At 51.2% G+C, this 24,410-nt stretch carries 27 protein-coding genes; 19 read left to right on the forward strand and 8 right to left on the reverse strand.

Annotated features, from left to right (window positions below):
- Window positions 1-212: 212 nt before the first annotated feature.
- From AC0LWM_RS22430 to AC0LWM_RS22460, 7 genes are all read left to right on the forward strand, one after another.
- Window positions 213-1,853 (forward strand): ankyrin repeat domain-containing protein, encoded by a 1,641-nt coding sequence (locus AC0LWM_RS22430; RefSeq protein ID WP_474677229.1) that lies wholly within the window; start codon window positions 213-215, stop codon window positions 1,851-1,853.
- Between the two features lie 46 nt (window positions 1,854-1,899).
- The gene (locus tag AC0LWM_RS22435) at window positions 1,900-2,529 is read left to right on the forward strand and encodes a fumarylacetoacetate hydrolase family protein (RefSeq protein WP_474677230.1); all 630 of its coding nucleotides are present in this window, start codon (window positions 1,900-1,902) and stop codon (window positions 2,527-2,529) included.
- An 831-nt stretch (window positions 2,530-3,360) separates the two neighbouring features.
- Complete coding sequence (locus tag AC0LWM_RS22440) at window positions 3,361-3,813, forward strand: SRPBCC domain-containing protein (protein ID WP_474677231.1); 453 nt, start codon at window positions 3,361-3,363, stop codon at window positions 3,811-3,813.
- A gap of 340 nt (window positions 3,814-4,153) precedes the next feature.
- Complete coding sequence (locus AC0LWM_RS22445; RefSeq protein ID WP_474677232.1) at window positions 4,154-5,095, forward strand: NAD-dependent epimerase/dehydratase family protein; 942 nt, start codon at window positions 4,154-4,156, stop codon at window positions 5,093-5,095.
- A 155-nt stretch (window positions 5,096-5,250) separates the two neighbouring features.
- Window positions 5,251-5,793: an AAA family ATPase gene (locus AC0LWM_RS22450; RefSeq protein WP_474677233.1), complete on the forward strand. Its 543-nt coding sequence runs from the start codon at window positions 5,251-5,253 to the stop codon at window positions 5,791-5,793.
- 64 nt (window positions 5,794-5,857) lie between these two features.
- Window positions 5,858-6,520, forward strand: coding sequence for an RNA polymerase sigma factor (locus AC0LWM_RS22455; RefSeq protein WP_474677234.1), 663 nt, complete (start codon window positions 5,858-5,860; stop codon window positions 6,518-6,520).
- A gap of 267 nt (window positions 6,521-6,787) precedes the next feature.
- Complete coding sequence (locus AC0LWM_RS22460; protein ID WP_474677235.1) at window positions 6,788-7,237, forward strand: SgcJ/EcaC family oxidoreductase; 450 nt, start codon at window positions 6,788-6,790, stop codon at window positions 7,235-7,237.
- A 119-nt stretch (window positions 7,238-7,356) separates the two neighbouring features.
- On the opposite strand, the gene AC0LWM_RS22465 is transcribed toward AC0LWM_RS22460, so the two are convergent.
- Window positions 7,357-7,989 (reverse strand): DUF2306 domain-containing protein, encoded by a 633-nt coding sequence (locus tag AC0LWM_RS22465; RefSeq protein WP_474677236.1) that lies wholly within the window; start codon window positions 7,987-7,989, stop codon window positions 7,357-7,359.
- Window positions 7,990-8,350: 361 nt separating this feature from the next.
- Between AC0LWM_RS22465 and AC0LWM_RS22470 the strand changes: the two genes are divergently transcribed.
- The gene (locus AC0LWM_RS22470; RefSeq protein WP_474677342.1) at window positions 8,351-9,142 is read left to right on the forward strand and encodes a VOC family protein; all 792 of its coding nucleotides are present in this window, start codon (window positions 8,351-8,353) and stop codon (window positions 9,140-9,142) included.
- A gap of 43 nt (window positions 9,143-9,185) precedes the next feature.
- Window positions 9,186-9,950: a MerR family transcriptional regulator gene (locus AC0LWM_RS22475; protein ID WP_474677343.1), complete on the forward strand. Its 765-nt coding sequence runs from the start codon at window positions 9,186-9,188 to the stop codon at window positions 9,948-9,950.
- A gap of 4 nt (window positions 9,951-9,954) precedes the next feature.
- Here the strand turns inward: AC0LWM_RS22475 and AC0LWM_RS22480 are convergent, their stop codons facing one another.
- Window positions 9,955-10,587, reverse strand: coding sequence for a GNAT family N-acetyltransferase (locus AC0LWM_RS22480; RefSeq protein ID WP_474677237.1), 633 nt, complete (start codon window positions 10,585-10,587; stop codon window positions 9,955-9,957).
- A gap of 5 nt (window positions 10,588-10,592) precedes the next feature.
- Complete coding sequence (locus AC0LWM_RS22485) at window positions 10,593-11,153, reverse strand: hypothetical protein (RefSeq protein WP_474677238.1); 561 nt, start codon at window positions 11,151-11,153, stop codon at window positions 10,593-10,595.
- Between the two features lie 173 nt (window positions 11,154-11,326).
- Here AC0LWM_RS22485 and AC0LWM_RS22490 point away from each other — a divergent pair, with 173 nt between their 5' ends.
- Together AC0LWM_RS22490 and AC0LWM_RS22495 are read left to right on the forward strand one after the other, a co-directional pair.
- Window positions 11,327-11,935 carry a TetR/AcrR family transcriptional regulator gene (locus AC0LWM_RS22490; protein WP_474677344.1) on the forward strand — a complete coding sequence of 203 codons (609 nt, stop codon included), beginning with the start codon at window positions 11,327-11,329 and terminating at the stop codon, window positions 11,933-11,935.
- A 157-nt stretch (window positions 11,936-12,092) separates the two neighbouring features.
- Window positions 12,093-13,349, forward strand: a complete 1,257-nt coding sequence (locus AC0LWM_RS22495) for a LamG-like jellyroll fold domain-containing protein (RefSeq protein ID WP_474677239.1) — start codon at window positions 12,093-12,095, stop codon at window positions 13,347-13,349.
- Between the two features lie 72 nt (window positions 13,350-13,421).
- Here the strand turns inward: AC0LWM_RS22495 and AC0LWM_RS22500 are convergent, their stop codons facing one another.
- A complete protein-coding gene (locus AC0LWM_RS22500) occupies window positions 13,422-13,889 on the reverse strand; it encodes an SRPBCC family protein (protein WP_474677240.1) in 468 nt (155 codons plus the stop codon).
- A gap of 242 nt (window positions 13,890-14,131) precedes the next feature.
- Between AC0LWM_RS22500 and AC0LWM_RS22505 the strand changes: the two genes are divergently transcribed.
- The 3 genes from AC0LWM_RS22505 (at window position 14,132) to AC0LWM_RS22515 (ending at window position 16,838) form a co-directional block, all read left to right on the forward strand.
- A complete protein-coding gene (locus AC0LWM_RS22505) occupies window positions 14,132-14,680 on the forward strand; it encodes a VOC family protein (RefSeq protein WP_474677241.1) in 549 nt (182 codons plus the stop codon).
- A 37-nt stretch (window positions 14,681-14,717) separates the two neighbouring features.
- A complete protein-coding gene (locus AC0LWM_RS22510) occupies window positions 14,718-15,659 on the forward strand; it encodes a phosphotransferase (protein ID WP_474677242.1) in 942 nt (313 codons plus the stop codon).
- A 210-nt stretch (window positions 15,660-15,869) separates the two neighbouring features.
- Window positions 15,870-16,838, forward strand: a complete 969-nt coding sequence (locus AC0LWM_RS22515) for an MraY family glycosyltransferase (protein ID WP_474677345.1) — start codon at window positions 15,870-15,872, stop codon at window positions 16,836-16,838.
- Window positions 16,839-16,888: 50 nt separating this feature from the next.
- Here the strand turns inward: AC0LWM_RS22515 and AC0LWM_RS22520 are convergent, their stop codons facing one another.
- From AC0LWM_RS22520 to AC0LWM_RS22530, 3 genes are all read right to left on the reverse strand, one after another.
- Window positions 16,889-18,679, reverse strand: a complete 1,791-nt coding sequence (locus AC0LWM_RS22520; protein ID WP_474677243.1) for an NPCBM/NEW2 domain-containing protein — start codon at window positions 18,677-18,679, stop codon at window positions 16,889-16,891.
- Complete coding sequence (locus AC0LWM_RS22525) at window positions 18,669-19,244, reverse strand: hypothetical protein (RefSeq protein WP_474677244.1); 576 nt, start codon at window positions 19,242-19,244, stop codon at window positions 18,669-18,671. Before AC0LWM_RS22525 ends, AC0LWM_RS22520 begins: the two co-directional genes overlap by 11 nt.
- A 128-nt stretch (window positions 19,245-19,372) precedes the next feature.
- Entirely contained in the window at window positions 19,373-19,849 is a 477-nt protein-coding gene (locus AC0LWM_RS22530; protein WP_474677245.1) for a DUF3574 domain-containing protein, read from the reverse strand.
- A gap of 102 nt (window positions 19,850-19,951) precedes the next feature.
- Here AC0LWM_RS22530 and AC0LWM_RS22535 point away from each other — a divergent pair, with 102 nt between their 5' ends.
- The 5 genes from AC0LWM_RS22535 (at window position 19,952) to AC0LWM_RS22555 (ending at window position 23,257) form a co-directional block, all read left to right on the forward strand.
- Window positions 19,952-20,581, forward strand: a complete 630-nt coding sequence (locus AC0LWM_RS22535; RefSeq protein WP_474677246.1) for a TetR/AcrR family transcriptional regulator — start codon at window positions 19,952-19,954, stop codon at window positions 20,579-20,581.
- Between the two features lie 34 nt (window positions 20,582-20,615).
- The gene (locus AC0LWM_RS22540) at window positions 20,616-21,290 is read left to right on the forward strand and encodes a TetR/AcrR family transcriptional regulator (RefSeq protein ID WP_474677247.1); all 675 of its coding nucleotides are present in this window, start codon (window positions 20,616-20,618) and stop codon (window positions 21,288-21,290) included.
- 236 nt (window positions 21,291-21,526) lie between these two features.
- A complete protein-coding gene (locus AC0LWM_RS22545; RefSeq protein ID WP_474677248.1) occupies window positions 21,527-22,276 on the forward strand; it encodes a class I SAM-dependent methyltransferase in 750 nt (249 codons plus the stop codon).
- Between the two features lie 45 nt (window positions 22,277-22,321).
- A complete protein-coding gene (locus tag AC0LWM_RS22550) occupies window positions 22,322-22,831 on the forward strand; it encodes a DUF402 domain-containing protein (RefSeq protein WP_474677249.1) in 510 nt (169 codons plus the stop codon).
- Between the two features lie 87 nt (window positions 22,832-22,918).
- Window positions 22,919-23,257 (forward strand): ArsR/SmtB family transcription factor, encoded by a 339-nt coding sequence (locus AC0LWM_RS22555; RefSeq protein ID WP_474677346.1) that lies wholly within the window; start codon window positions 22,919-22,921, stop codon window positions 23,255-23,257.
- 366 nt (window positions 23,258-23,623) lie between these two features.
- Here AC0LWM_RS22555 and AC0LWM_RS22560 read toward each other — a convergent pair whose 3' ends face one another.
- Window positions 23,624-24,406, reverse strand: coding sequence for a 3'-5' exonuclease (locus tag AC0LWM_RS22560; protein ID WP_474677250.1), 783 nt, complete (start codon window positions 24,404-24,406; stop codon window positions 23,624-23,626).
- Window positions 24,407-24,410: the final 4 nt, after the last annotated feature.

The raw sequence follows: 24,410 nt of genomic DNA on the forward strand, positions 1-24,410 counted from the left end.
GGGGAGCAGGACAATTGGTAAGCAAAGGGGAGCAACTGGGGGGGAATTGCAATCTGGCATGGTGATGTCGGATATCGTCATCGATATGATAAAATCATAGTAAGATGATGATTCGCTAACGAGGCCTCGGCGAAACGGAGAACGAATACGACCGGATTGGCTTCGGAAGAATAGGATATTCTTGCTTCAAGCGAAGAACGGGAGGGCCGGATATGGAACCGAATGCGGTGTTCGAAGATATGGATCTGACCGCTATCGAGGGGAGCAAGCGAAAAGTGTTCGCTTGCACGATCCTTGGCGACAATGCGGCTCTGGAAGAGCTGCTGCGCAAGGAGCCGGGGCTTGCCGACTGTGCGTGGGGATATTTCACGCCCTTGCATTTTGCGGTTCGGTTAAGGCATGCCGATACGGTCAAGCTGCTGCTTGCGCACGGAGCGGATGCGACCGCGAGGACGCTCGGATGGCAGGATGATCCGCTGACGAAGGCCCGCGACCGGGGTTACGAAGAAATCGCGCACCTGTTGGAGCTGCATCTCGCGCGGAATTATCAAGTTTCGCCGGCTGGAAGCGAGATTGCCCGGTTGATCCGAGAGGGCCGAACTAACGATGCGCTGCGAAAGCTGGAGGACGCTCCGGAGCTCGTCCATGCCGGCGACGAACGCGGCAATACGCCGCTCCACTGGGCGGTCCTGACCCGGCAGATCGCGCTCATCGACGAGCTGCTTCGCCGCGGCGCGGATATTCACGCGCAGCGGGCGGATGGAGCAACACCCGCGTATTTGGCCATCCACGGCGATTACTGGTATCGCGCGAACCGGGACTTGGACCGGCATGCCTTGCGCAATGCATGGTTCTTGCTCGGATACCTTGTCGCCCGCGGTGCCGCCTATGATATTTGGACCGCCGCAGCCGTAGGTGATGCCGATCGTGTCGCTACTTTGCTGCAAGACGATCCGTCGCTGGTGAATATGCGCAACTCCGTGGACAGAAGGCCTTTGGGCTATGCAGCCAAATATGGGCATGTCGCCACGGTTAGGCTTCTGCTCGAAAGAGGCGCCGACCCGAACGCGGAAGAGAGGGACGCTCCGGGCGGAAGCGCGTTGTGGGCGGCAGTTGCCGGGGGCTACGAGGATTGCGCGAGAATGCTGCTGGCGCATGGAACCGACCCGAATGCGACGGTAGAGGCCGGCGGAACGCCGTTGTACATAGCTACGAGCAACAAACACGACGCGTTGGTGAAGCTGCTTTATGCGCACGGCGCTTCCATTCAACTGGACTCCGCCTGCTGCTTGGGCAGAATCGATCTTGTCGGCGAAATGATTCATGCGAATCCGGCATTGGTGAACAGTGGCGGCGATTTCGGCCCGCTATGCCTGGCTGCAGGATATGGGCATACGGATATCGTGGGCCTGCTGATCCGCCGCGGCGTCGACTTGAACGCCCCGTGGTACGCCAACAACTACATCGGCTATGCCGCCGACTACAGCCTGGACATGGTCCGCCTGCTGCTGGAGGCCGGGGCCGACCCGAACAACGCCAACTGGCTTGGTGTGACCTATCTCCATAAAGCAGCCTATCAAGGCAACATGGAGCTTGCGGAGCTGCTGCTGCAGTTCGGTGCCCGGCTTCATGCGGTAGACAAAGAATACGGCACGACGCCGCTCGGATGGGCAGCGAAATATGGCAAAGCGGACATGGTGCTTTTTTTGCTGGACAAGGGAGCCGATCCGCGTCTTCCGGCCGAAGAACCTTGGACCCAGCCGCTGACTTGGGCGAAGCGAAAAGGCCATGCCGACATCGTTGCGATGTTAACCGGATGGGGATTTTCCGAAGGGGATAAAGATAACGCTTAAGGGTAAAGTTTTGTGGAATAGTCGCTAACGAAAGGAATCATGAACCATGAATATACAAGACTTATTGCCGCTAGTGAGAAAAGTAGTCGCATCCGGACCTAATTTCAAAGCGTTCCGCAAGGAGAAAGGACTCGAGCATACAGACCGATTGACCTTGTCGCTCAAGTCTCCGGATAGCCTGATCGTGTCCGACCGTATCTACTTGTCCGAACAAATCACGGAGTTTATTTGCGAGGTGGAAATGGCGGTCGTGATCGGGAAAACGGCCGATAGGGTCAGCGAAGCCGAGGCGCCGGCTTATATTGCAGGCTATGCGATCGCCAACGATATAACCGCGAGCGATCATTGGGAATCGGGGCGGTTCAAAATGTTCGACCAGACGACGCCGATCGGCGAAATCGTACACGTGGAGGAACCGGGCAACGTTACGCTGGAGATGTGGGTGAACGGGGAATTGATCCAGCGGGACAATACGGCCGAGATGCTGTTTTCGGCGTATGGGCTCGTCTCGCATATTTCGCATGTGATGACGCTCCGTCCGGGCGACGTCATCCTGACCGGTACGCCGGCGAATCCACGCATATGCAGCATCGGCGATGTCGTCGAGATGCGGAGCCCCGAGCTGGGGACGATCCGGCATACGATTCACCGGCTGCCGCCACGCGAGAATGAGTAGCTGGAGAATAACCGGTGTAAACGCTAATAGGGATTCCGCTTGTCCGTGACAACCGAAATCCCTATCCTTGCATAATCGTATTCAATTTTCTTCGATCGCTCCTATCGGCCAGCTTGCGTTGTGCGGCCTACATGCACTGAACATGTACCCGATTTCTAATGCAGCTCCTTTTTGATCTCGACGTGTTGGCACATTCATTTCTTCCTCGTACGCTCTGGGTCCCCACATGCCTATGGTTTACTCCTTCCTCTTAGTGTAGGCATGCTTCGCTAACCTGGTCCATTGGACTATCCCCTTTCGCCGAGTATAGAGCTCCCTGTAAGATACGAATGTATCTTCATCGAAAGACTTCGATCGGAAGCTTTTTATATGCATTTCAATCCGGTGTAGCTTGTTGGATTGAAAAGATATAAACTTTACGATGTACGACCTCGTTTGGGCTTGTCCTCCTTACGGTGTAGCGGGTGAAGTTTGTTGTGGTTCGTACTCTTACTATAATTCATTGTTTAAATATTGTAAATATTCAGATAATTCTAAAAACGATCGTTTTGAATCGAAATTCGATAGTTTTCGCCGAAATGTAAACGTTTACGCATGGTTTTGTCGAATTTTGCGTTTTCATGGTAAGACACGAGCGTGGCTGCCGGCTCATAAGTTACGTTTCGGATCGAGGATTCGACCTTCGTCTATGGCTCCTATCGTCTGCACATTGAAACGAACCTCAGTTCTTGTCGCGTTTTTACAATACGTCGCGGTTCCGCTGTTATAGTATAGGGATAAGCAGGCTGCTGTTGCGGCCGTTCCAACAATACCATTCACGGAGGATAGCATATGGATGATCTCAAATACGAGCTTTACGTAGGCGCAAAACCGGAGGATATTTGGCAAATTTTCGTTTCGCCGGAGGGGACGAGAGCGATTTTTTTCGGCAGCGTCCTGGAATCGACGTTTGAAATCGGATCTCCTTATAAATACGTCGGTCCTGGCAACGATGGCGATGACACGGTCCACGTCTACGGAACCGTACTTGCCTTCGAGGAAAACAAGCTGATGAGCTACACGGAGCATCCGGGACCTTCCTACCGGGAGAACCACGCTGAGCTGGAAACAAGAGTTACGCTCACGCTGGAAACGGTGGGCAATTGCACGAAGCTTACGCTTGTAAACGACCGGTGGCCGGAAAATCATCCGTCCTATGAAAACACGAAACAAAGCTGGCCGATGATCCTGAGCAATGTGAAAACGTTCGCGGAGACAGGGAAGACGCTGGACTTTGGCTGGTAAAAACGGATTCGTATAGCGCATCAAACGCATCAAACGCATCAAACAATAGAGGCTGTGGCGGGATGAAGATCCTGGCGCGGCCTTTTTTAATCTTCCCGGAAAATTGGGCTGCTCATTTACACAAGAACATATATTCGATAAACTGAAATTAAATAGATAACAATAGATTCAAGATATCCGTATCAAACGATGTCGAATAATATAACAGAGCCAGTTTAAAACTGGTTAAAATACGATAGAAAAAAATATTGCTCGGACCTGTCGAGAAAAATGGTTGACGAAACCGGAAAACGCCATAGTATAATGTTGCCAATTCATAGAAAAAAGGTGGTCGCGGGCATTGTCGATTTTTATTACGGGCGGCACAGGGTACATCGGAAGCAGAACAGTGGACGTCGCACTTCGGGAAGGTCATTCCGTTACGGTGCTGACAAGGGATGCGGCGAAGGCGAAGGAGCTCGAGCGCAAAGGCGCCAAAGCGGTCGTCGGCGATTTGCTGACGGATGGCGACTGGCAGCAGGAATTGGCGGAAGCGGAATATGTCATTCATCTGGCCGCGCCGCCGACTTGGGGGAAGAAGGTGACGACGAAGGTTGCCCAATCGTACCAGAAAGGGCATTACGACATGACGGTGCGGCTGCTGGAAAACGTCAATGCGAAACGGCTGAAGAAGCTGGTTTACATTGCGGGTACCAGTTATTTCGGCGACGCAGGCGTCGGGAAACGGGCGACGGAAACGTTCCGTTCACAGCCGAAAGGTTGGGGGCCGTACATTGCGCCTTCCGTCGACGTGTTACCGAGTTATGTCGGCAAAGGGCTGCCGATCGTAACGGCTTTTCCCGGCCAAGTGTACGGTGCGGATTCCTGGTTCCCGCAGCTGTTCCTCGAACCGCTGTCGAAGAACAAGCCGGTCATCGGCTTGAGGGGCCATAACCCGTTATTTTCACCGATTCATGTCGAAGATTGCGCCAGAGCATTCCTATTTTTGCTGGAAGCGGGCAAGCCTGGTGAAAGCTATATTCTGGTCGATGACCAAACGCTTCCCAGCGCCGACATTACGACGCTTGCGGCGAAAGCGCTTCAAGCGCCGGATAAGAAGCGGTACGTGCCGACTTGGCTGTGCCGGTTGCTGCTGGGCCCTGTTTTGACGGAATATGCGACGTCCCATACGAATTTCTCCAACGAAAAACTGAAGCAAGCCGGATTTACCTACCGATATCCGACGATCGAAACGGGGATCGAGGATGTCGTGAACGAGTGGAAGAACCGCATAAAGTCTTGATAAGCTTTGCTCAAAGGGAGCTTGTTCAGTGCAGTTTATAAATAGCAAGGTTGAGTTCAAAAAGACCGCGCCGGTCGCGGAGAAAGTGGGCTGTGATAGGCGGTTTTGCCTGTAGCGGCCCTTTTGTATAACATTTCGGAATGGAGGGACAAGCAATGTCCATAAAGCAGCCGGGAGTTATCTTAGTCACGGGAATAATGGCCAGCGGCAAATCGACGGTCGCCCAACTGCTGGCCGAACGCTTCGAGAAATCGGTTCACTTGCAGGGAGACGCTTTTCGGCGGATGATCGTAAACGACCGGAAAGAAGTCGGCCCGAATGCGGAACAAGAGGTGCTCGAGCAGCTGCGTCTCCGGTATCGGTTAGCTGCTCAAGCCGCGGATACGTATGTTCAAGCCGGATTTACGGTTGTCGTACAAGATGTCGTCATAGGCCGGATGCTGCGTGACTTTGTGTCGTTCATCCGAAGCAGCCCCTTCTATATCGTTGTTCTCTGCCCGAATACTTCCGTCGTAGCCGTGAGGGAAGCCGAACGTTCGAAGAAGGGATACGGAGCTTGGACCGTGGAAGCATTGGACCAAGTATTACGCAATGAAACGCCGGAAATCGGCATGTGGCTGGATACGTCCGAATGGTCGCCTGAAGAAACCGTCACCGCCATTTTGGAGAGAGTGTGGCATGAAGGAAGGGTCCGATAAATTTTTTGTAAGGTAATTTACTCATGCGGAGTCTTTAGTTGTAGACCTTCTTAAGGAGAGTTATATGAGCGACGACGGGACGAAGCGGAAGGATGCCGAGGGAGAATGTGAAGTTGGGAAATTAATCGAACAAGCAAAAGGCGGTGATCCAGAAGCGTATAACGAGCTTATGCGGCAATACTGGAGCAAGGCCCGTCATTGGGCTTACTCTCTTACGCAAGAAGCATATCTAGCGGAAGATGTCGTGCAAGAGGCGTTTACGAAAGTGTATTTGCATTTGAACACATTGCAAAATTCCGAATTATTTCTCCCTTGGCTGAAACGAATTGTCAAAAATACGGCGCTGACCAAAAGGAAGAAATTCGGCCGTTCCGAACAACTTATTGTGGCGAACGAGGAGCGGGCGGATGGTCCTGAAGATCAAGTGTTGATACAGGACGCTTACGAATCGGTCAAGAGCATGCTCGGAAAAGGAGAGGACTATAATCCCGATACGAAGTGCGTTAGCGGAATTAACGCTTACCGTCACTGGATGGCAGCTTTCGAGAAAAGGGGAATCGAGCCTGTAGGCAACGCCTACAATATCCACCTCGTCCATGATGCTAGGAAAATGCCAGCGCTTTTCTGGCAGAGGTCCAACGCTGGATGGAAGAAACGGGTGAACCGGAAGCTGCCAAGCTCGCCGGTGACGCCTCGGAAAAATACAAAACGGCAGCGGCTCAGTTAGCCCCGCTGTGCGAGCTGTTCCCGTTTCCTCAAGGCGGGGCGCCTAACGATCCCGAGGTTGTTTCCTCCGCCGTCAAACAACTACAAATGGCCATGGATGCCGAACAAGAAGGGGTGCAACTGCTTGAACAGTTGCTAAGGGTTTTACTACAACCAGTAGATTGATTTGAACAATTAAGATAGCGATTTCGGATAACTCGGAAGGCAGGATAATTCATTGCCGGCGTGGAACAATGGAGTATGTTGGACATTACTGGAGGTTTTGATGATGGAAAATGCCGCATCCCATGAAGTTCAAACGCTTTATCGGCAGCTGCTCACGGCATGGAATGACCGCAACGCACGCGGGATGGCCGATTTATTCGCGGAGGACGGCGAAATGATCGGTTTCGACGGCAGCCAGGCGATGGGGCGGGAGGAAATTTTTTCGCACCTTGAACCGATCTTTAAACATCACCCCACGGCGAAATTCGTAAGCAAACTGAGAAGCGTTTATTTTCTGGGCTCTGATGCCGCCATGCTGCGGGCCATTGCAGGCATGGTGCCGCCCGGACAAACGGAGCTCAATCCTAAAGTCAACACCCATCACACCATAGTTGCGGATAAAGCGGAAGGTGAATGGCGAATCCAGCTTTTTCAGAATACGCCGGCACAATTCCACGGAAGACCCGAACTGGTGGAACAGATGACGGAGGAGTTAAGGCAGATGCTCGAATAAGCTGCAAAGTTGGAAGGAAGACAGCGCATGACAGGCTTTTTGGAGCCTGCATGCTTTTTTTTCTTATGGCATGCCTCGATAAATTGATTGGAGTGCGGCATCCTCCGGCACCGCTGAGGTTAACGTACCCGCGGTTTGCTCCTCACTGCAGCTCTGCGGTGGATAAGCATCTCCGCGAACAATAGGTTAGGCAGCCACGCAATCCACGCAATGACCGGAAACGTATCGTTCGTGTCGGAAAGCCCGAAGAGCACCGCAGCCAGCGGAATATACAGCCGCAGCGAAATGGCCGCGCATGAAAGCGCATAGTTCCGTATCATCCATCGGCCGTGCTCGCTCGGATCGCGGTCGACGGCGATGCTTTTGATGCCGAGACACAGCGTGTATAGCCACATCACCGACAAGGCGCCGAAGCCGATTCGCGCAACCCAGCCGCCATTCGCGTAGAAGGCCAAAAACAAGCCGGTGATGCCGCCGATGGCGATCATCGCCGCATAAATGTAGCCGATCAAGCGATGAATGTTCGGCATGCGCTGCCGGAGCCGTTTGACGAACTGCAGCCAGCCGATCGCGAGCCCCAATCCGGAGGATACGGCGTGCGCCCATAGGATGCCGTACCACATGTTCGGCAAGCTGCCCTTGCCCGTGACGAGCGGCTGCTGCCGAATTCCGTCAGGCGCCCCGTACATCGCCCAAGCATACGCTCCGACCGCGATGGCGAGAACAGCCATGATGCCAAAGGTCCAATTCATAGCTTTTCCTCGTTGCACTTTCATTTTCATGTTCACATCCTCATCATTTTCCATTTTGATCCTATTGTAGCAACGAAGGAATGAAGCCATAAGCGACCCGCGACTGAACTTCGGCCCCATCGGAGGTCGGGGTTGCATCATGAGAATGCGCTTGACCTTGAGCTGGAACTTGATGAATATTCGCCAAAGAGGCTTCCTGAAGCATAGGAGGCCTTTTGAAGTGATGTGGATGCGGAATCGTAGGGTACAGAAGGTGATGGGCACTTTATGGGCAATTCGTGATTGACATTACACTAAGTGAAACCTTTATACTGAGCTCGTTGGTAGATTTTGAGCGATAGGGGCTGGAAAAGTGGAACAGATGAAATTTGAGTTCGACGGTGGAGACATGATGCTGCACTGGGAGGAATACGAGGAAGCGATCGCATGGTTCAAACAGCATATGGGATGGCGGTTTCTGCATGAAAACTTGAACGATCGTGCCAAACGGGCTGCTTTTGTCATGCCGGGAGGCGGGCATGCCAACTTTACGACCTGGGAGCAAGAGGACGATGCCGTGCGCCGCTACGACGGGCATTGCAGGGTATGCTTCCGCATCGCGGACTTGGAAAAAAATCTTGAATACTTCGACAAGCATGGGATCGTTTACGGAGACCGCAAGACGCTTCCGGACGGCCGCGAAACATTCGATATCCAGGCTGGTGGCAATCTAAGATTGACGGTAATTGTACATCCGGAATGGGACGGGAAATTTCCGGACTCCAGAATCCTTTCGTTCGATTCGACGGCGATTCGCTTAGGCGTCCGGGAAATCGGCCGTTCGGTGCAATGGTATGGCAAGCATATGGGGATGAGCCTTTCGGAGCTTGAAACCCCTGACGAATATGCGTTGCTGCAAGCCGATCATTCATACGATGGTCGCGTGAATCTGGTGTGGCTCGAGAAAATTTCCGAGAATGAGCCTTACCGGGAAACGAATCCGGCGGCACGTCTATATTTCCTTGTACGCGGGTCGGACAATTTCGTACGGTCGCACGAACATTTTGTGGCCTCTGGAGTCAAGACCTCGGAGATTCATGGCGACCCGTCGAGCTGGGCGTCGTATTACGTCATTGACCCGGACGGGAACCGTATCAATATGTGGGTTTTCTAATGATGACGAACTGAGCTAAGGGGAGAAAAATCAAGCCGTGGATATGACCGTTCAACAATTTTCCGTGCGTACGGGGCTGCCTCCAACGACTTTGCGTTTCTACGATCGGAAAAAATTGCTTAACCCGCGCTGCCGGCTCGACAATGGCTATCGCATGTACGGGGAAGATCAAATTGCTCCTGCCCTGATGATCCATTCCCTTCGGCAGACCGGGGTAAATCTGAAAGAAATCCGTCGGTTTATGGATGCGGATCGGGCGGAACAGTCGGCGCTTCTGGAAGGGTGGCACCGGGAGCTGGAGAACCGGCTTGCTCTTATGCGCTCGGCCTCTCAATACTTGGGAGGGCTTAGGTCCGCAGGGCCGACAGTTTATTTGACCAATTGGGACGAGCCTTCGGTCATGGTCTGGTTCGAGCACACCGTCGAAAGGCGCAACGATCCGTTTGCCGAAAGCATGCTTCAAGATGCGGCTATTGTCGAAGGTTGGGGATGCGGTCCCATGGCGGAGTGTTACGTTCGCGTGAAAGAGGCTCGAGGGACCCGGATGGTCGGCGAGGTGGGCTTCCGAATGACCCGGGCTGCGGCTGCCCGTTTCCCCGCCGGAACCGTTATGGAACAAGCGGGGCCGACCCTGTTCGCCTCCATGGAGTGTACATCCGATGACACGACCGAATGCTTCCGGCTATTGCGCATGCTGGAACGTTACGGGTTTATCCCGCTTGGCCGCGCAATCAACCGATATGTTCCCGGCAATCGGCTTTCCTATCGGCTCATGATTCCGATCGGACCGGGCGGCGTAACAATATAAGCTGCTACTGCTTGGAATACGCCATGCAGTACACGGGTAAATCGCCGATATGCTCTATTTGGCTCAAATGGAATTCGAACTTCCGATACATCGGCAGATTATGAAGATTTTCGGTATCCAACGCAACTCCCCGGGAGAACGGATCCGTGTCGGCCTTATTCAGTAGATGCCCAAGCAGGGCAGCCCCTAATCCTCTGCCCTGAGCCTCGGGGGCGACGCCGATCATGATCAGGTAATAATGCTTCCATGGGGGAGCTGCGGATCGGGTTACCCGCATATAGTTGTTAAGAAAATTCAGCGATCTCCCTGAAATCCTCCACATCAACGGGAGCAGTTTTCCGGCAAGCCGCCATCCTCTCCCGAATCCCAACCTGCCTGAGTGCGGAGTCTCGACGATGTAGGCGCCCGCCAGGCTCCCATTGTCGAATACACCCCATACTTCTTCACCGAGCATTTGGCTCTTATCGAACATAAAGGAGACAAATGCAACCGCACGCCTCCTTGCTTTCTCATCCGCCTCCGAATTCCCGAATGCATGCAAGAACAAAGGATCCCGAGCAAACGCCCGGCTCATGACATTTACGAAGGCAGATTTGTCCGAAGGGACCAGCTTATTGACGCTATACGCTGCGCTCATACGGCTCACCTGTTCCCGTTTTTCGCTTGACCATAATGGTCGACGGCGAAGCTGAACAATACTTTCAGCATGAACAATAAGCTGACCGTCAGCATATAAGGCTGCATATCCGGCAGTAGAGGCATACATCCAAGACCCGCGGATAATAACAAGCCTGCAACAAAACGTTGCGCAGGTTTGCCGATCATTGCGTTCACGATCGATGCGCCGGCAATCGTATAGGCCCATACGACAAGGGAGTGCATGAGGTTCGTATCGAGCAAAAGCGCAACAAGCACGATATGGACGTGAATGGCGATGAATACGATTCGATTAATCCGGCGAGCCGCGTAAAAGTTGCTGGTCGAAGCCGTAAAATTGGCGATGCAGCCGGAAAAAATATCAAAAATCAACAGCAAAGCCAAAGCGCTGCGCCATAGGGGCAACCGGTCGGTTAGTTCAGGGAAGATCAAGCATAATGCGGCGGTTAGCAGCCCGCCAAACAGCAGGATGGCGACAATCGCCCCGATTGATTGTCTTTCTCCGAACACGTCGTGCAAAAATGATGGAATCCGTAATGTTTTCATCGTTGTTCCTCTCCTGTTCATATTATATAGTTATGTAGTAAATTTAGATAATCACTACATAAATAATTATAACGATAACGAAGCCGGTATTTCAATAGTTTTATACTCGAATCGTTGATTCACTCTAAAACATAGGCTAGACTATAGAGGAGGTGGTTACGATGAGTGAGAACGTGAACGGCTTTGAACGACGAAAACAGCAAAAAATCGAGCAAATCTTTCATGCGTCCTTCCAGCTTTTCGCCAAATTCGGCTTCCATAAAGTTAGTGTTCAAGAAATTGCGGAGCAAGCAAAAGTTTCTCCGGCTACGATCTATAATTACTTCGGAACGAAGGAACAGCTGTATGCCGAAACGCTGACCCATTGGATGGACGAGCAGTTGGAGCAATACGAGGCGCTGCTGGAATCGCAGCTGTCCTTTCCCGACAAAACGAAGGAAATCATGCTGCTGGAGGTCCGGAACGTCCAAACTTTGGCGAATGAGTTTTCGGGTGCCCCGTCATCCGAGATTGCACCCTTGTCGCAAATGATGGAAAGCTACGGCGAGCGGAAGATCATGCCTTTCTTCAAGAAGTATGTCGCGCTTGGCAAGCAGGTGGGGTATATAAGCGCGGACCGGACGGAGGAAGAGGCAATGCTGTACTTCACCATGTACAAAAACGAGCTGGCTCGTCTATGGGAGCCTTCGAACCAGGAGCATTTCGCCAAATACATCGATTCGCTTATGAAGATGTTTTTTTACGGGTTGATTGGACAGGGGCCAAGCAAGGATGATTTATGATATGCCCGTAAGCTAAGGGCAGGCGAGCAGGCGCCCTCGCCAAGTCAACCGTTGGTTGGAATACGCCCGCCCGCGGCTCCACCAATGCGTGATACCTTTTGCCGTCGGCTCGTTCTACAATGAAGTCATCCTAAGAAGGCAGGAGGCCTGGATGAACATGAACTATAGCAAGGGGCTGTGCGACCGAATCGGTCAGCTTCGCAAACAAAAAGGATTGACGCAAGAGCAGTTGGCAAGCCGTCTTGGCGTGACGTCGCAGGCGGTGAGCAAGTGGGAGAATGAGCTGTCTTGTCCGGACGTGGCGCTGCTGCCGGTTATATCCGACGTGTTCGGCATTTCGGTGGATGAGTTGTTTGGAAGAACGCCCAAAACGATCGATGTGCGAAGCGGACTGATCGCCGAATACTTGTTTCACGGCAATGCCCGGGACAGCAGCGGAAACGGGCATCACGGCACGGTTGTCGGCGCGGTGCTATGCGAGGACCGCTTTGGACGGTCGGAACGGGCGTATTATTTTGACGGGAAAGACGATTATATCGTGGTGGAACGGGCTCCGGAATTAAATCCGGATGCATTCACGCTGTCGGTCTGGTGTTATTACGATGCGGCAGCGAGGCTGGAGGGCTGGCACGGCGCCATCGTCTCCCAGGACGGGCAGCTTTGGCGGCGCGTGTTCCAACTGTGCACCTGGGACGATACGATCGCTTTTCATCGCTTCCTGGCGGAACCGGATCTTAGCCCAGGCAACCCTTTGCAAAAAGGATACTGGTACCACATCGCCGTTACTTACGAGGAGCATTCGTTCAAGCTTTACCGCAATGGGGTTCTTGTCGACGAGAAGCAAGGAACATTGCGTCCGGATGCGGGAGAGCCTCTTTATATCGGCAGTAGATCGACGGACGAGCCGCGCTTTTATTTTCACGGAAAAATCGACGATCTGAGGATGTATTCCCGCGCCTTGTCCGCGGATGAGGTGTCGGCATTGTTTCTCGAACAGGGCTGGGTGCCGGTGAAGGAACTTGAGGCTTCCGCGGAAGCGAAGGACCTTCCGGTTCTGGAGTGCATCGAGGACGTTCAGATGGTTGTTGCTCGGGAAAACCTTCAGGCCGCGGCGGAATGGTACATTCGTTGCCTTGGCTTTAAACTTGTCATGGAATATAACGGGGAAATAGTTATGCTGAGCTTGTACAACGGCCCGAATTTGATCGTCCACGGCGGGGCGGCGGGGGACGGCGGCGTGAATGGCATGGCTCCGTTTATATTCAAAACAAAACGGAACGTCGAGGCGCTTCGGGATGAACTCGCATCCGCCGGGGCCGACGTACGGGACATTGAGGATAAAGGTTTCGCCTTCTTCTTGCATTTCCACGATCCGTTCGGCCACCCCTGGACGGTTATTCGCGAGAAGAGGTAGCAGTGGCTTCGCTTAGCGATATAAATAAATGAGGTCTTCCGGATGCTCCGGCGACCTCTTGGGATGAAAATTCTACATCTGGTCCAGATGCTCGGCGAGGCGTTCCAGCGTCGATTTCCCGCCTTCGATGGCCCCGAATTCCTTGACGACATAGTCCCTTTCCGCTTCCGATCGGAACAGCGTCCGCATCGTAAGCGCCGTCTTATCGCCTTGCTCTTCGAACGTCACCGTAACCTGGAATTGCCCCTCCTCATCATCGCCGCCATGGGAATAAGTAATACGCTCCGGCTTAACGACCTCATTGTAGACAATTTTGTTCGGAAAGTTGGTGCTGTCGGGGCCGTGCATGTCGAACTGCCATACCCCACCCGGCTTTACGTCGATACTGTGGGTGGTGTTCGTAAATCCGCGAGGCCCCCACCATTTCGCCAAATGCTCGGGCTCGGTCCATGCCTTAAACACAAGCTCCCGCGGCGCATTGAATACGCGGGTGATGACGATTTCCCGGCTTCCGACTAGTGCTGCGTTCGTTTCTGTCATCACGATTCCTCCTTACTATGTTCTTATCAACTGAGTAATATGATCTCGAATTAGGATTTCGATAAAGCTGTCCATTCGCGTTTTGAATATACCCTAAATGGAATATTGGTGTCAATGATTGGCTTGGACGGAGAAAATTTTGAACAAACTCGTTTTTGGAAAAGGGATGAGCTTTCCTTCGAAGAATACAGATATGGTAAACATTTCTTTAAACCATTCCATCAACAAAGCGAGGTATGAACATGAAACCAGTGAAACCGTTGCTACAGCTCGAATTTGTTCAGTTCCCGGTGCCGAATGTAATTGAAGCCGCGAAGTGGTACATCGAACATCTTGGATTTTTGTGCGACCGGCTGCCTGATCCGGGCGTGGACATGTGTTTTATGAATTTGCCGGAGGGCGGACTCATTATTCTCAAAGAAGAACGAGATCTGGAAATTAAAGATTTCGGACGTTTCCGCAACGAATCCGGGTTCTTCTTCAAAACGCGGCAAATCGAGGCGACACGCGACTACCTGCAAAGCATCGGTGTAGAGATTCATATGTACGACGATAACGGCTTTAAGTTCCTGACGTTCAGCGATCCTTACGGCAACGTGCTCGGCCTGATCGAGGACATCAACAAATACGGCGATATGGCCGAACAGTTCAAGCTTGGACTCGGCCGGGATCTGACCGAACAAGAAGATGCGCAGCTGCGCCGTTTCGGCTTGATGAAGGAATGGGAGCTGCAGGATACGATCGTCGCGATGCTGGCGGAAATCAACAACAAAAATCAAAGCGCCGAATAAACGAGTTCGGTAACAGACAGGAATGTACAAAAATTCGATGGAGCAACATGAATTGCACACCCTCCTTAAGGAAACGGTCAAACGCTATATCTCGCCGGAAGGGCGCGTACTGCGTGTCGAGAGCAAGCCGATCGGCATGGGCATGCAGGCGGTCGAACTACTCCGGCATCACATTGTGCTGCAAGAGGAGGAGTGCGAGAGAAGCATATCGCTCGTTTCCAAGCAAGCAACCTTGACGGAAAGGCGCGTCTTGTCGCGCCTATGGACCCAGTCGGCGAACGTCCCTTACAGCGTGACGGACGATTTAAAATCCGAATCCCGCGGTTATCTTTGTATCCAAGACGTAGATGATAAGACCGATTATCATAATCTCGACTTTGACAGTCTGCGGCAAAAAGAGATGCGAGCCCTGGCTTATTTGCACAGCGCCAACCGGGGGCAGGCGGAACAGCTCGCATGGCTGCCGAGGGCGGACATTCGGCACGTTGAAAGGATGCTCAATGAACGCTGGAAGCCGGCTTGGGAAACGGCCAAAGCAAATGAACGGTTCATGGACGAGTTCGGGGAGCATGTCCCAAGGATCGAAGCGGTGTCTAGCCGCATCGTGAAGGAGATGGAGACCGTCATCGCGGATGAAGCCTCGCGTACCTTGATCCATAACGATCTGAATCCGGGCAACGTCCTTGTTCATGATAATCGCGACGTCATGTTCATCGACTGGGAGGAAGCGCGATACGGATCGCTTTATCTGGATGCCCCTCTCCGTTGCGGCAGCTGTACGGAGGCCGAACCCTACCGCGACATGCTGGCTTCTTTCGGCCTTGAAATTCCGAAACCGCGGTTTCAAGAGCTGTATAGCGTAGCTTCGCGTTATCTAGGGCTTCGTTTCATGGCTTGGAATCTGGGGGCTTGGAGCGGCGATGCACGGGCGAAGGAAGGACTGCATCACTATATCGGCATGACGATGCGGGGTTTATAATTGCCTGTAATGATTTTCGACATAGTCGTGCCTAGGCAATACAGTAGGTGGAAAGGAAGTCTATCATTCGTTCTAGTCTCGCGGACGGCCTACGGCCGTCTTTTTTACGTTTCACGTTTCACTGCTGGCTTGATCGCAACCGCACGATTCTCCCGGAATCGACATAATTCCGATGGGCATGTATAATATTGTGGGAGAAAAGAAACGGTGGTGAAGGTTATTCTTTACGGAATTGCATTTGTCGTGTCGTTTTTGATCGTTTATCTATTGATTCCTCCATTCGGAAGACTTGCCTTCCGGCTCGATTTTGTGGACAAGCCCAGACAAGATGTCGAGCGCAAATTACATCGGGAACCGATACCGCTTACAGCGAGCTACGCGATTTTTATCGGTTTTTTCGTTACCTACTTATTGGTCACAAGAGATTTCTCGCTGCAAACCGGTGCTTTATTCGCCGGCGGCGTGTTATTGCTCACGATCGGTACTTTAGATGATTGGTATAAAACCAAAGGCAAAGATTTCCCTGCTCTGCCGAAGCTTATCGTTCAAGTGTCAGCGGCGGTACTGGTCTATGCGTCGGGGATTGCGTTTACCGGATTTTACAATCCGTTCTCCGGTGAATATGTGTATCTGCCGGTTGTGCTGCAGTTCATTCTGACGATCCTCTGGATCTTCGGCGTGACGACCGTCATTAATTTCACGGACGGCTTGGACGGGCTGGCGGGCGGATTAACCGCGATTTCTGCCGTTACGCTTTTCGTTGTGGCATTAGCTAAAGGGCAGTCCGCTTCTGCGATCATGGCGATTATCTTGGTTGGCGTTACGGTGGCGTACTTGCGCTTCAACAAACCTCCGGCCAAAATATTTATGGGAGACGCGGGAGCAACCTTCCTGGGCTTTATTCTAGCCGTCATCGCTTTGGACGGGGCTTTCAAGCAGGCTACCGTATTGTCGCTGTTTATCCCGATTTTGGCGCTTGGCGTCCCGATCTTCGACAACCTGTTCGTCGTGTTCAAGCGATTTCTGCAAGGCAAATCGATTTATCAGGCGGATGCCAGTCAAGCGCATTATAGGCTGCTTCGCGCAGGACTTAACCATAAGCAAACGCTCTTGTTTCTTTGCTTGGTCAGCACTTGTTTCTGTTTATCGTCGATTATTCTGTTATTGGTTCAGATTTGAAAAAGACCGCTCCCCGGCAGATTGCCGGGGAGCGGTTGCTGTTTGGCAGCCTATTGCGCAAGAACTCCGTCGCCAATAATAATCCTCTGCGGATCATGGAAGCGATCTGGAGTTTGGGTCATGACAAACTGCAATGTACGGACGCCGCTTATATCCAAATCCAGATCAATCGTAGCAGGCGCCATTGGACCATAAGCAAAGCTTTTCAGCATTTGCCCGTCACCCATGATTTTGACTGTACTGCTCCCGAATTCATTTCCGACGGTCGTCTTGTCGACTCCGACTTTTGCAGTGAACCGCTTATATATTTGATTCAAGTTTACGGAGAAGGAGGGGGGCTCACTGTTTTCACCCTCAAAGCTGACTCCATTGGCAAAAATATGACCTGAAGCATCCGCAAGCAACTGATTGTCCCATGTATTGTACCTTTCAAATACAACCGTATCTTCTCCCGGAATAACGACTTGCTGAATCAACAACTCTTGGCCCGGTTTATATTCCTCCCCGGAAGCCAAATCGATATTGAACGGGATTCCCGCGATGTGGAACTTCAAATATTTGGCGTCATTCGCAATTCTGCCGCCGCCCAAATCGAATCTTGCCGTAAATTCCTTGGCAATCCCGGCAAACAGATCTTCCCTCATGAAATCTTGCTCAGCTAAATCGTTGGCCGGCACATAGAGAGATGCGTAAGTCTCCAGATTCATATCTTCGCTTGCCGTCAGTTTCCCTTGGATAACAACGGAATTTTGCTGCACGTTTACGCTGCTGATCGCCACGGTCATCTTGCCGTTCGCAGCTTTGAGAGAAGTTTGGAGCTCTTTATCCGGTAAAGCCAATATCTCTTTAAGCGTCTTCGTTTCTGCTGCCGGACCTATGTCAGCTTTCCTATAAGCTTCATCCCGCTGCAGTCCAAAACGGTAATCGAGACGGACGAGAGTCTTACTCGGATCGTCCGATACGTACTGATACCCAATGGCATAATCGGGAAAATGGCGAAACGTGATATGATCACCGGTATTGGAGTTTCCATCGCTGAATACGGCTTGAATCTTGGGAAGGACTTCCTTGGCTGCAAAGCGCAGATCCCCGTCATATTTATAGAAAAGTGCCAGCTGCTTATGATGGACCCCTTCGCCGAGGAACGTAATTTTGCCCGCGGCATTTTGCAGGAGAACGACGTCCCTTTGGTTGTAACTCATCGGAAGTTCGATATATTTGGCTTTCTCCGCATCGATTTTCTTCGTATATTCTTCTGCGGCATTCCCAACAAGCTCGGAGAAGCCGTTTCCGAACTGCTGAAGCGTCGTTACATTGCTTTCGGCCTTGTCGAATTCAAGCTTGCCGATGTTGTCTTCGATATCTTCGATGAGCGGATCGATTTTTCGGGATTTGACGTTAGTTGCGAATTTGCTTCGCAGCTCCTCGATCTCGTTGTACAATGCTGTTGCGGAGAACTCCTGAAGACTCGAATGAATGTCGTTTAATTTCCCGTGCACCTCGGCGACCAGTTCCGCCTCCGCTCTCTCCCAATCCAGATTGCCGACAGTTTGCTTAACGGCGTCCGAACGCGATTTTAAGTCATCCAAATTTTCTTTTAAATCTTCCGCATCCTTCAGGAGCTTGCCCACGATGACGATCCGTCCTTCGCCGTATTTCAGCTTTCCGGGATCCATCTCCGCGATTTGACGGTACTGGGCAATGGCGGAATCGACGTCCAAGTTTTGCATCGCCTTGTCGGCGCCGGCCATAAGCTTGTCGTAATCCTCATCGCTGCCGTTGCAACCGGATAGGAGCAAGGAACTACATAACAAAGCGATCCACACGCCCTTATTGCGCATTGTGTACACGGCCTCCTTTCCCGCCGGACAGCAATCTCTTGAACAATCCAGTCCGATACATGAAATATAGAACGGCTGCGACAACCAACAGTGCGACAATCCAAACTGCGAACGACATATTCGAAGATGGTTCGAAAACGACGACGACCGAATCATCGTTAAGCTTGAGCTTTCGCGAATTGTCCTCGGCAACGGCTCCGCCGGCGGCGTACAATATGTTACCCGGTACCGTAACCGTTATTTCCATCTCGTCGTCTAAATTTAAATAGAGGGCTGGTTTATCCCCGATCTTCTTCATGTCTTCCGGTAAAATCGCGGTCTTCTTTTTGACGTCGGTCAAATTTTGCAACAGTTCGGGGTCGAGCCGCTTCAAATCGTTAACCGTCACGAGCAGCGAGTCGTCCCCGCCGCTCAATGCGGAAATACTGTCGAATGTGACGGTCGCATTTGCTTTTCCGTCTTTCTCCTCGAATGTATCGAGTCGGATGACTTCTTTGCCGGCCTTTTCGTTCGTCTTGGCGATCCCTTTCTCAATCTCCTCTTTTACTTCCTGGGCTGAAAACATGCCCGTAATCTCGACCGCGTACTTTCCTTCTCCCGAACCGTCTTCACCGATGACTAGGTCTAACCGACCGCATCCCGTGAGGACGATGAGAAGGATTGCCGTTAGGAATATAGCGTATTTTTTCATGATTATTCGATAAAGTACATGCTTCCGTCGACTTCAAGCGATATCGCGGATTGCGCAAGATCCTCTTTCATTTGTTTTGCATAAGCGACAACTTGATCGATGGATTCTTTATCCAATTTTTCCGCAAAAGCGTACACGATCGTCACGTTTTCTTTGATCAGTTTTTTCTGGCCATCGACCCAAGCTCCCGTTCCATCGACGACGGTAGCCCCGCCGAACCAGCTTGAAAATTTCGTTAACGCTTCGTCGACGAATTTGTCATGCGCTTCGTCGGTGATCGGAATGCTGCCTTTCACTGTGGAAGGGACATAGATTTTGACAATATGGCTAAGATGAAACTGCCCGTTCAGTTTGCTTCCGGCCAGGCCGTTTACATTCGAGGTTCCTTCGGCTGCGCCGAAAGACTGTTGCACCGGAATAATCATAAAGGTTAATACAAGTACAAAAGACAAAACGATGATCCAACTCTTTTTCTTCATTTTTCAAGCCTCCTGTTTTTTGTCGAATAATTTAAATACCAACTGGTCGGTATTTTACGGGAACAGTATATAATGCAAAATATGTTATAATCAATAGGAAATATGGATTATTTAAAGGGGAAATTGGGTATGGGAAGTCATCAGGAGATGTCGAAACAAACGATCGAAAAGTTGATTCAATCCGGCGTCGAGCTATTCTCTCGCCGCGGTTATTCCAATACAAGCATTGACCAAATCGTCAAACACGCCGGTTATTCGAAAGGAGGATTTTATGCTCATTTCGCCAGCAAAGAAGAGTTCTTGTTAACGATCATCAAAGAAGGCATCGATTTTTACTTTGAAGATTTGCAGAAAGCTCTTGAGCGGAGAGACCGTGACTTATTGAGCGTTTTTCAACAATACTCTTTGCGCCTGCTCGACGAGGCTTACGAAAAAGGATCCTCTTCCATGCTCATTCAAGGATGTATGGCTTCGAGCGAACTGCCACAGGTCAAGGAAAAGCTTATCTCGCAGATGGAAGAGTGGCGGCAATTCCTTGAGCATTATTTTCAAGTCATGAAGGACGAAGGCATTATAGGGAGTCCATTGGATGCAAGAACGTTGGCAACGGCATCAATGGCCCTCTTCAACGGCATTAATTTACAGCATTTTGTCGATGACAGAGTTCGGTTAGAGGAAATGATGGTTGTGCTTAATGAGCTTCTCCAAATCCAAAACGTGAATAAGGATTGAGACTAGATTGCGAAAATCATACTAACCGGTTAGTATGATTTTAAACTGGATATTTTATCGTGTCAATCATGAAAAACTTATCGATAGAAAGAAAGGGGGAATTTCCATGAAGTACACTACAGGTGAAGAAACAAAAAGGAAGATTGTCGATGCCGGATTTCAGCTCCTCGCGGATAAAGGTTTCGATGCGATGAGTATAGATGACATGATGAAAATGGCCGGAAAAACAAAAGGTTCGTTTTATGTTCATTTTAAAAACAAAGAAGAACTGCTGTATGAGGTCGTACGGACTCGATTGAACCGTGATTACGATCATATTGTCGAAGATACGTTAAAAGAGTTGGCGGATGAAGCATGCAATGTTCAATCGGTATTGAAACAATTGATGCACAAAGTGAACATAGGCACGGGAGGAGCGGACAGGGCGACATGGGCATCCGCCTATTATCAAACCGTGGTTTTGTCTCAGAAACATCCAACCATTCGGGAATGGTTGACGGGACAGTACCATGCTTGGGTAGACTTTATGTTGAAAATTATTAGCAGAGGCCAGGAGCTGGGACAAATCCGTACGGATATCGATGGACGGATCGTGGTCAATTTGCTTATTAGTTTATTGGAAGGTTATGAGCTTCGATTGATGGTCGATAAGGAAATCGACGTTTACGAACAAGTAAAACTTGTGGAATTGCTTTGCATCAATCAATAGTTGATTTGGCGGATTCGCCAGATTTTTGGGTTTACTTACCACCCGGATTCGCTTACGATGAAAGCATCTTTCAAGGTGGGGTGAAATGGATGTTGTTCCGATTCGTTCGAGGTAGCTAGCATTCGGGCCGGATAAAAAACGCGTACCGGCTATCAAGGGGGAAGTCTGCCCTTCGATCGACAGCATACCACGAAATCGAACAATCCAAACTCATTGTTGAAAGGTGATATGAAGCGATGAACGAACAACAATATAAAGATTTCTACGACAGGGTCGGGAGGCTGAACGGCTGGGATTTCAGCAAATTGCAATGCCGGGTGGAAGGAACAGCCGCGAATCTATACGGGGAAGTTGCGAAAATATGCAAACGTTCCGATTTGCTGCTGGACATCGGCACGGGCGGCGGCGAAGCGATTCTCGCCATCCATGAAGCCGCTTTGCTACTGGTGGGTATTGACCAGTCTTCGGGAATGATGGAGACGGCTGAGGCAAACTTACAGCGATCCGGGGCGCAAAACGTACGATTTGTGCAAATGAAAGCGGAGCAGCTCGATTTTCCGGCGCGCTTTTTCGATATCGTCTCTTGCCGTCACTCGGAGTTCAACGCAAGGGAAGTGGCCCGTGTATTGGCGGATGGTGGGTCGTTTCTGACCCAGCAGGTGGCTGAACGGGATAAGGAAAATTTGAAGCAAGCGTTCGGAAGAGGGCAAGGCTATGGCCATGACGACGGTGAGCTGATGAGGAAATACGTCCGGGATTTAACCGATGCAGGCTTCAGCAACATTCTCACGGAAGAATTTGACGTTACCGAATATTATGGGTCTGCGGAGGACCTGATCTTCCTGCTGAAGCACACGCCGATCATTCCGGAATTCGGGCAGCATGCGCAAGATTTTGAGATTTTGCGTCGGTTCGTTGCGGAAAATCGATGTGAGCGGGGGATTCGTACCAACGCAAGACGATTTATCATTCGGGCGCGGAAATAAGGCTTGCGAAGAGGGAGCATTAGAAACAGCAGGAGGTTTGCGCTAATGGATACGGTCATAACCGTAAAGGCACTGAAGTACGGCGATCGCCCACATTATGAATGGACCACAAACGTATTGGAGCTTACGGACTCGTACGTGTTCGTATTAAGCGAAAAAGGCAGGAAGCTGCTTCACCATACAAAGCAAAGCGTGTTCACGGTGGACAACTGGACGATCGAGTTTTTTTCGTTCGACTCCTGGTTTACCGTGAGCGCGGATGTTATCGGCGGGGAAATTCGGCAATATTATTGCAATATTAACGAGCCTGCGCGAAAGAGCGGCAATGTGGTGACGTTTGTTGATTTGGATCTGGACCTCGTGTACCGGGATGGTGAATGGAAGGTGGTCGACGAGGATGAATTCGCTAGCAATGCGATCAAGTATGGCTATCCCGAAGAAACGATACGGAGAGCAAGGCAGGAGCTGAAGAATCTACAGGACCGCATCGCGAATAAGCAGTTCCCTTTTGACGGGAAATTGGAAAAGTTCGTTACGCGGGTTCCCGCAAATTAGCCTTGCATACGAGTAGGCCAAGCTGACGCTTTAGGTTTCGAGGCGTGTTCCTTGACAACAATATTCCTTGTTAGATATATTCAAGTTATGAATGCGACAACTTTTAGCGCTCTTGCTGAGCCGAACCGATTGAACATTGTCGAGCTGCTGCGCGACGGCCCATTGCCGGTAGGGGAAATCGCCGATCGGCTGGAGCTTCACCAGCCGCAAGCTTCCAAGCATCTGCGCGTATTAAGCGATGCCGGGCTGGTACAGGTGCAGCCGGTTGCCAACCGGAGGATCTATAAGCTGCAGGCTGAGCCGCTTCAGGAGCTGGATGTGTGGCTGGATTCCTTCCGCCGCTTATGGAACGACCGATTCGACCGTCTGGATGAGTACCTTCTTGAACTGCAAGGGAAAGACAAGAGTTCGGACGACAATAAATAGTCTTCAACGTAGCTGCCTACGGGTCAAACGAGATGAGTAACGGAGGGGTGTTCGGGTTCATCAGACCGTTGACGGGGAGCAGCGTATACGCTGCATCCAACCGTTCGTATAAGCCTTGAAAGCATTCCGTTAGTTTACTAACGAAGCCTTCAAGCTGCGTTGCTCTCTGACCCTTGGCCGCGTCGCGGCACTACGTAAGAAAAGAGAACTTTTATGAGCCTTGCATCGCTTAGAATAGCGGTATAGGGCTCTTTTCGCAGCTTGCCGCGTGGATGGGGAATACTCGCTCCGCCGCTTATGAGCCGGAACGGCAAATAAACGCGTCAGGCGAACCTGCGCGTTTGGAATGCCGAACTTCGGCGGATGCTATACGGTCTTCCCGTCGCCCGGGGCAGTCTGGCGCGGCTTCGAGCGCTCGGTCTGGAAAATTTCCCGCAATTCAGCCGCTTTGCGGGCATCGGTTAAATCGATTTTTCCGGCTAGAAACTGCTCGGCGAACGGCTCCCATTCCAAGCTGAGCTTCTGGCTCGACATCGCACGCACCGCATTTTTGACGAGCCTGCGCTCTCTGCTGTTGGAATACGTATCTTTGAACTGCTGCCGGAACCCCAAATCCAGCTCGGGATAAATCGCCCGGAAAATTTCCGAAGTCAATCGGGCGTCACCCAATGCGCGGTGAGCCGAAATGTCGGTTGCAATCTGCAGATCGAGCAGCGCGCTTTCGACGCTGACGTCGTTCGTTAAATTTTTGAAGCGCAAAAAGCCTTTCAGCAAATCGAAATATTCGAGGCTCATCCAGAACGTATCGTCGAGCTTATGCATGCGGGCATCAAAAATGATCCGCTTTAAATCCTCGCCGCCCCATGTAACAAGCAGGAAAGCTTCACTGTGCTTCAGCCAATCGATGAATTCCGCGATGACCTTCGGATAGCCGTGCGCCTGGTCGATGTCTTCCTGGGGGATGCCTGTTTTTTTCTTGATAAAGCTGTTGAGCTTCGAAAAATATACCGGTTTGATGAGTGACGAAAACTCGTCGACAGGCTGCAAGGACGAGTTCAGCCTAACCGCTCCGATCTCGATCACTTCCATCGGCAGTTCGCTTGCAAATTTGCGGCCGTTAAATTCAATATCCAGAATAATAAAATCCAAATTG

Source organism: Paenibacillus sp. sgz302148 (assembly GCF_056120465.1).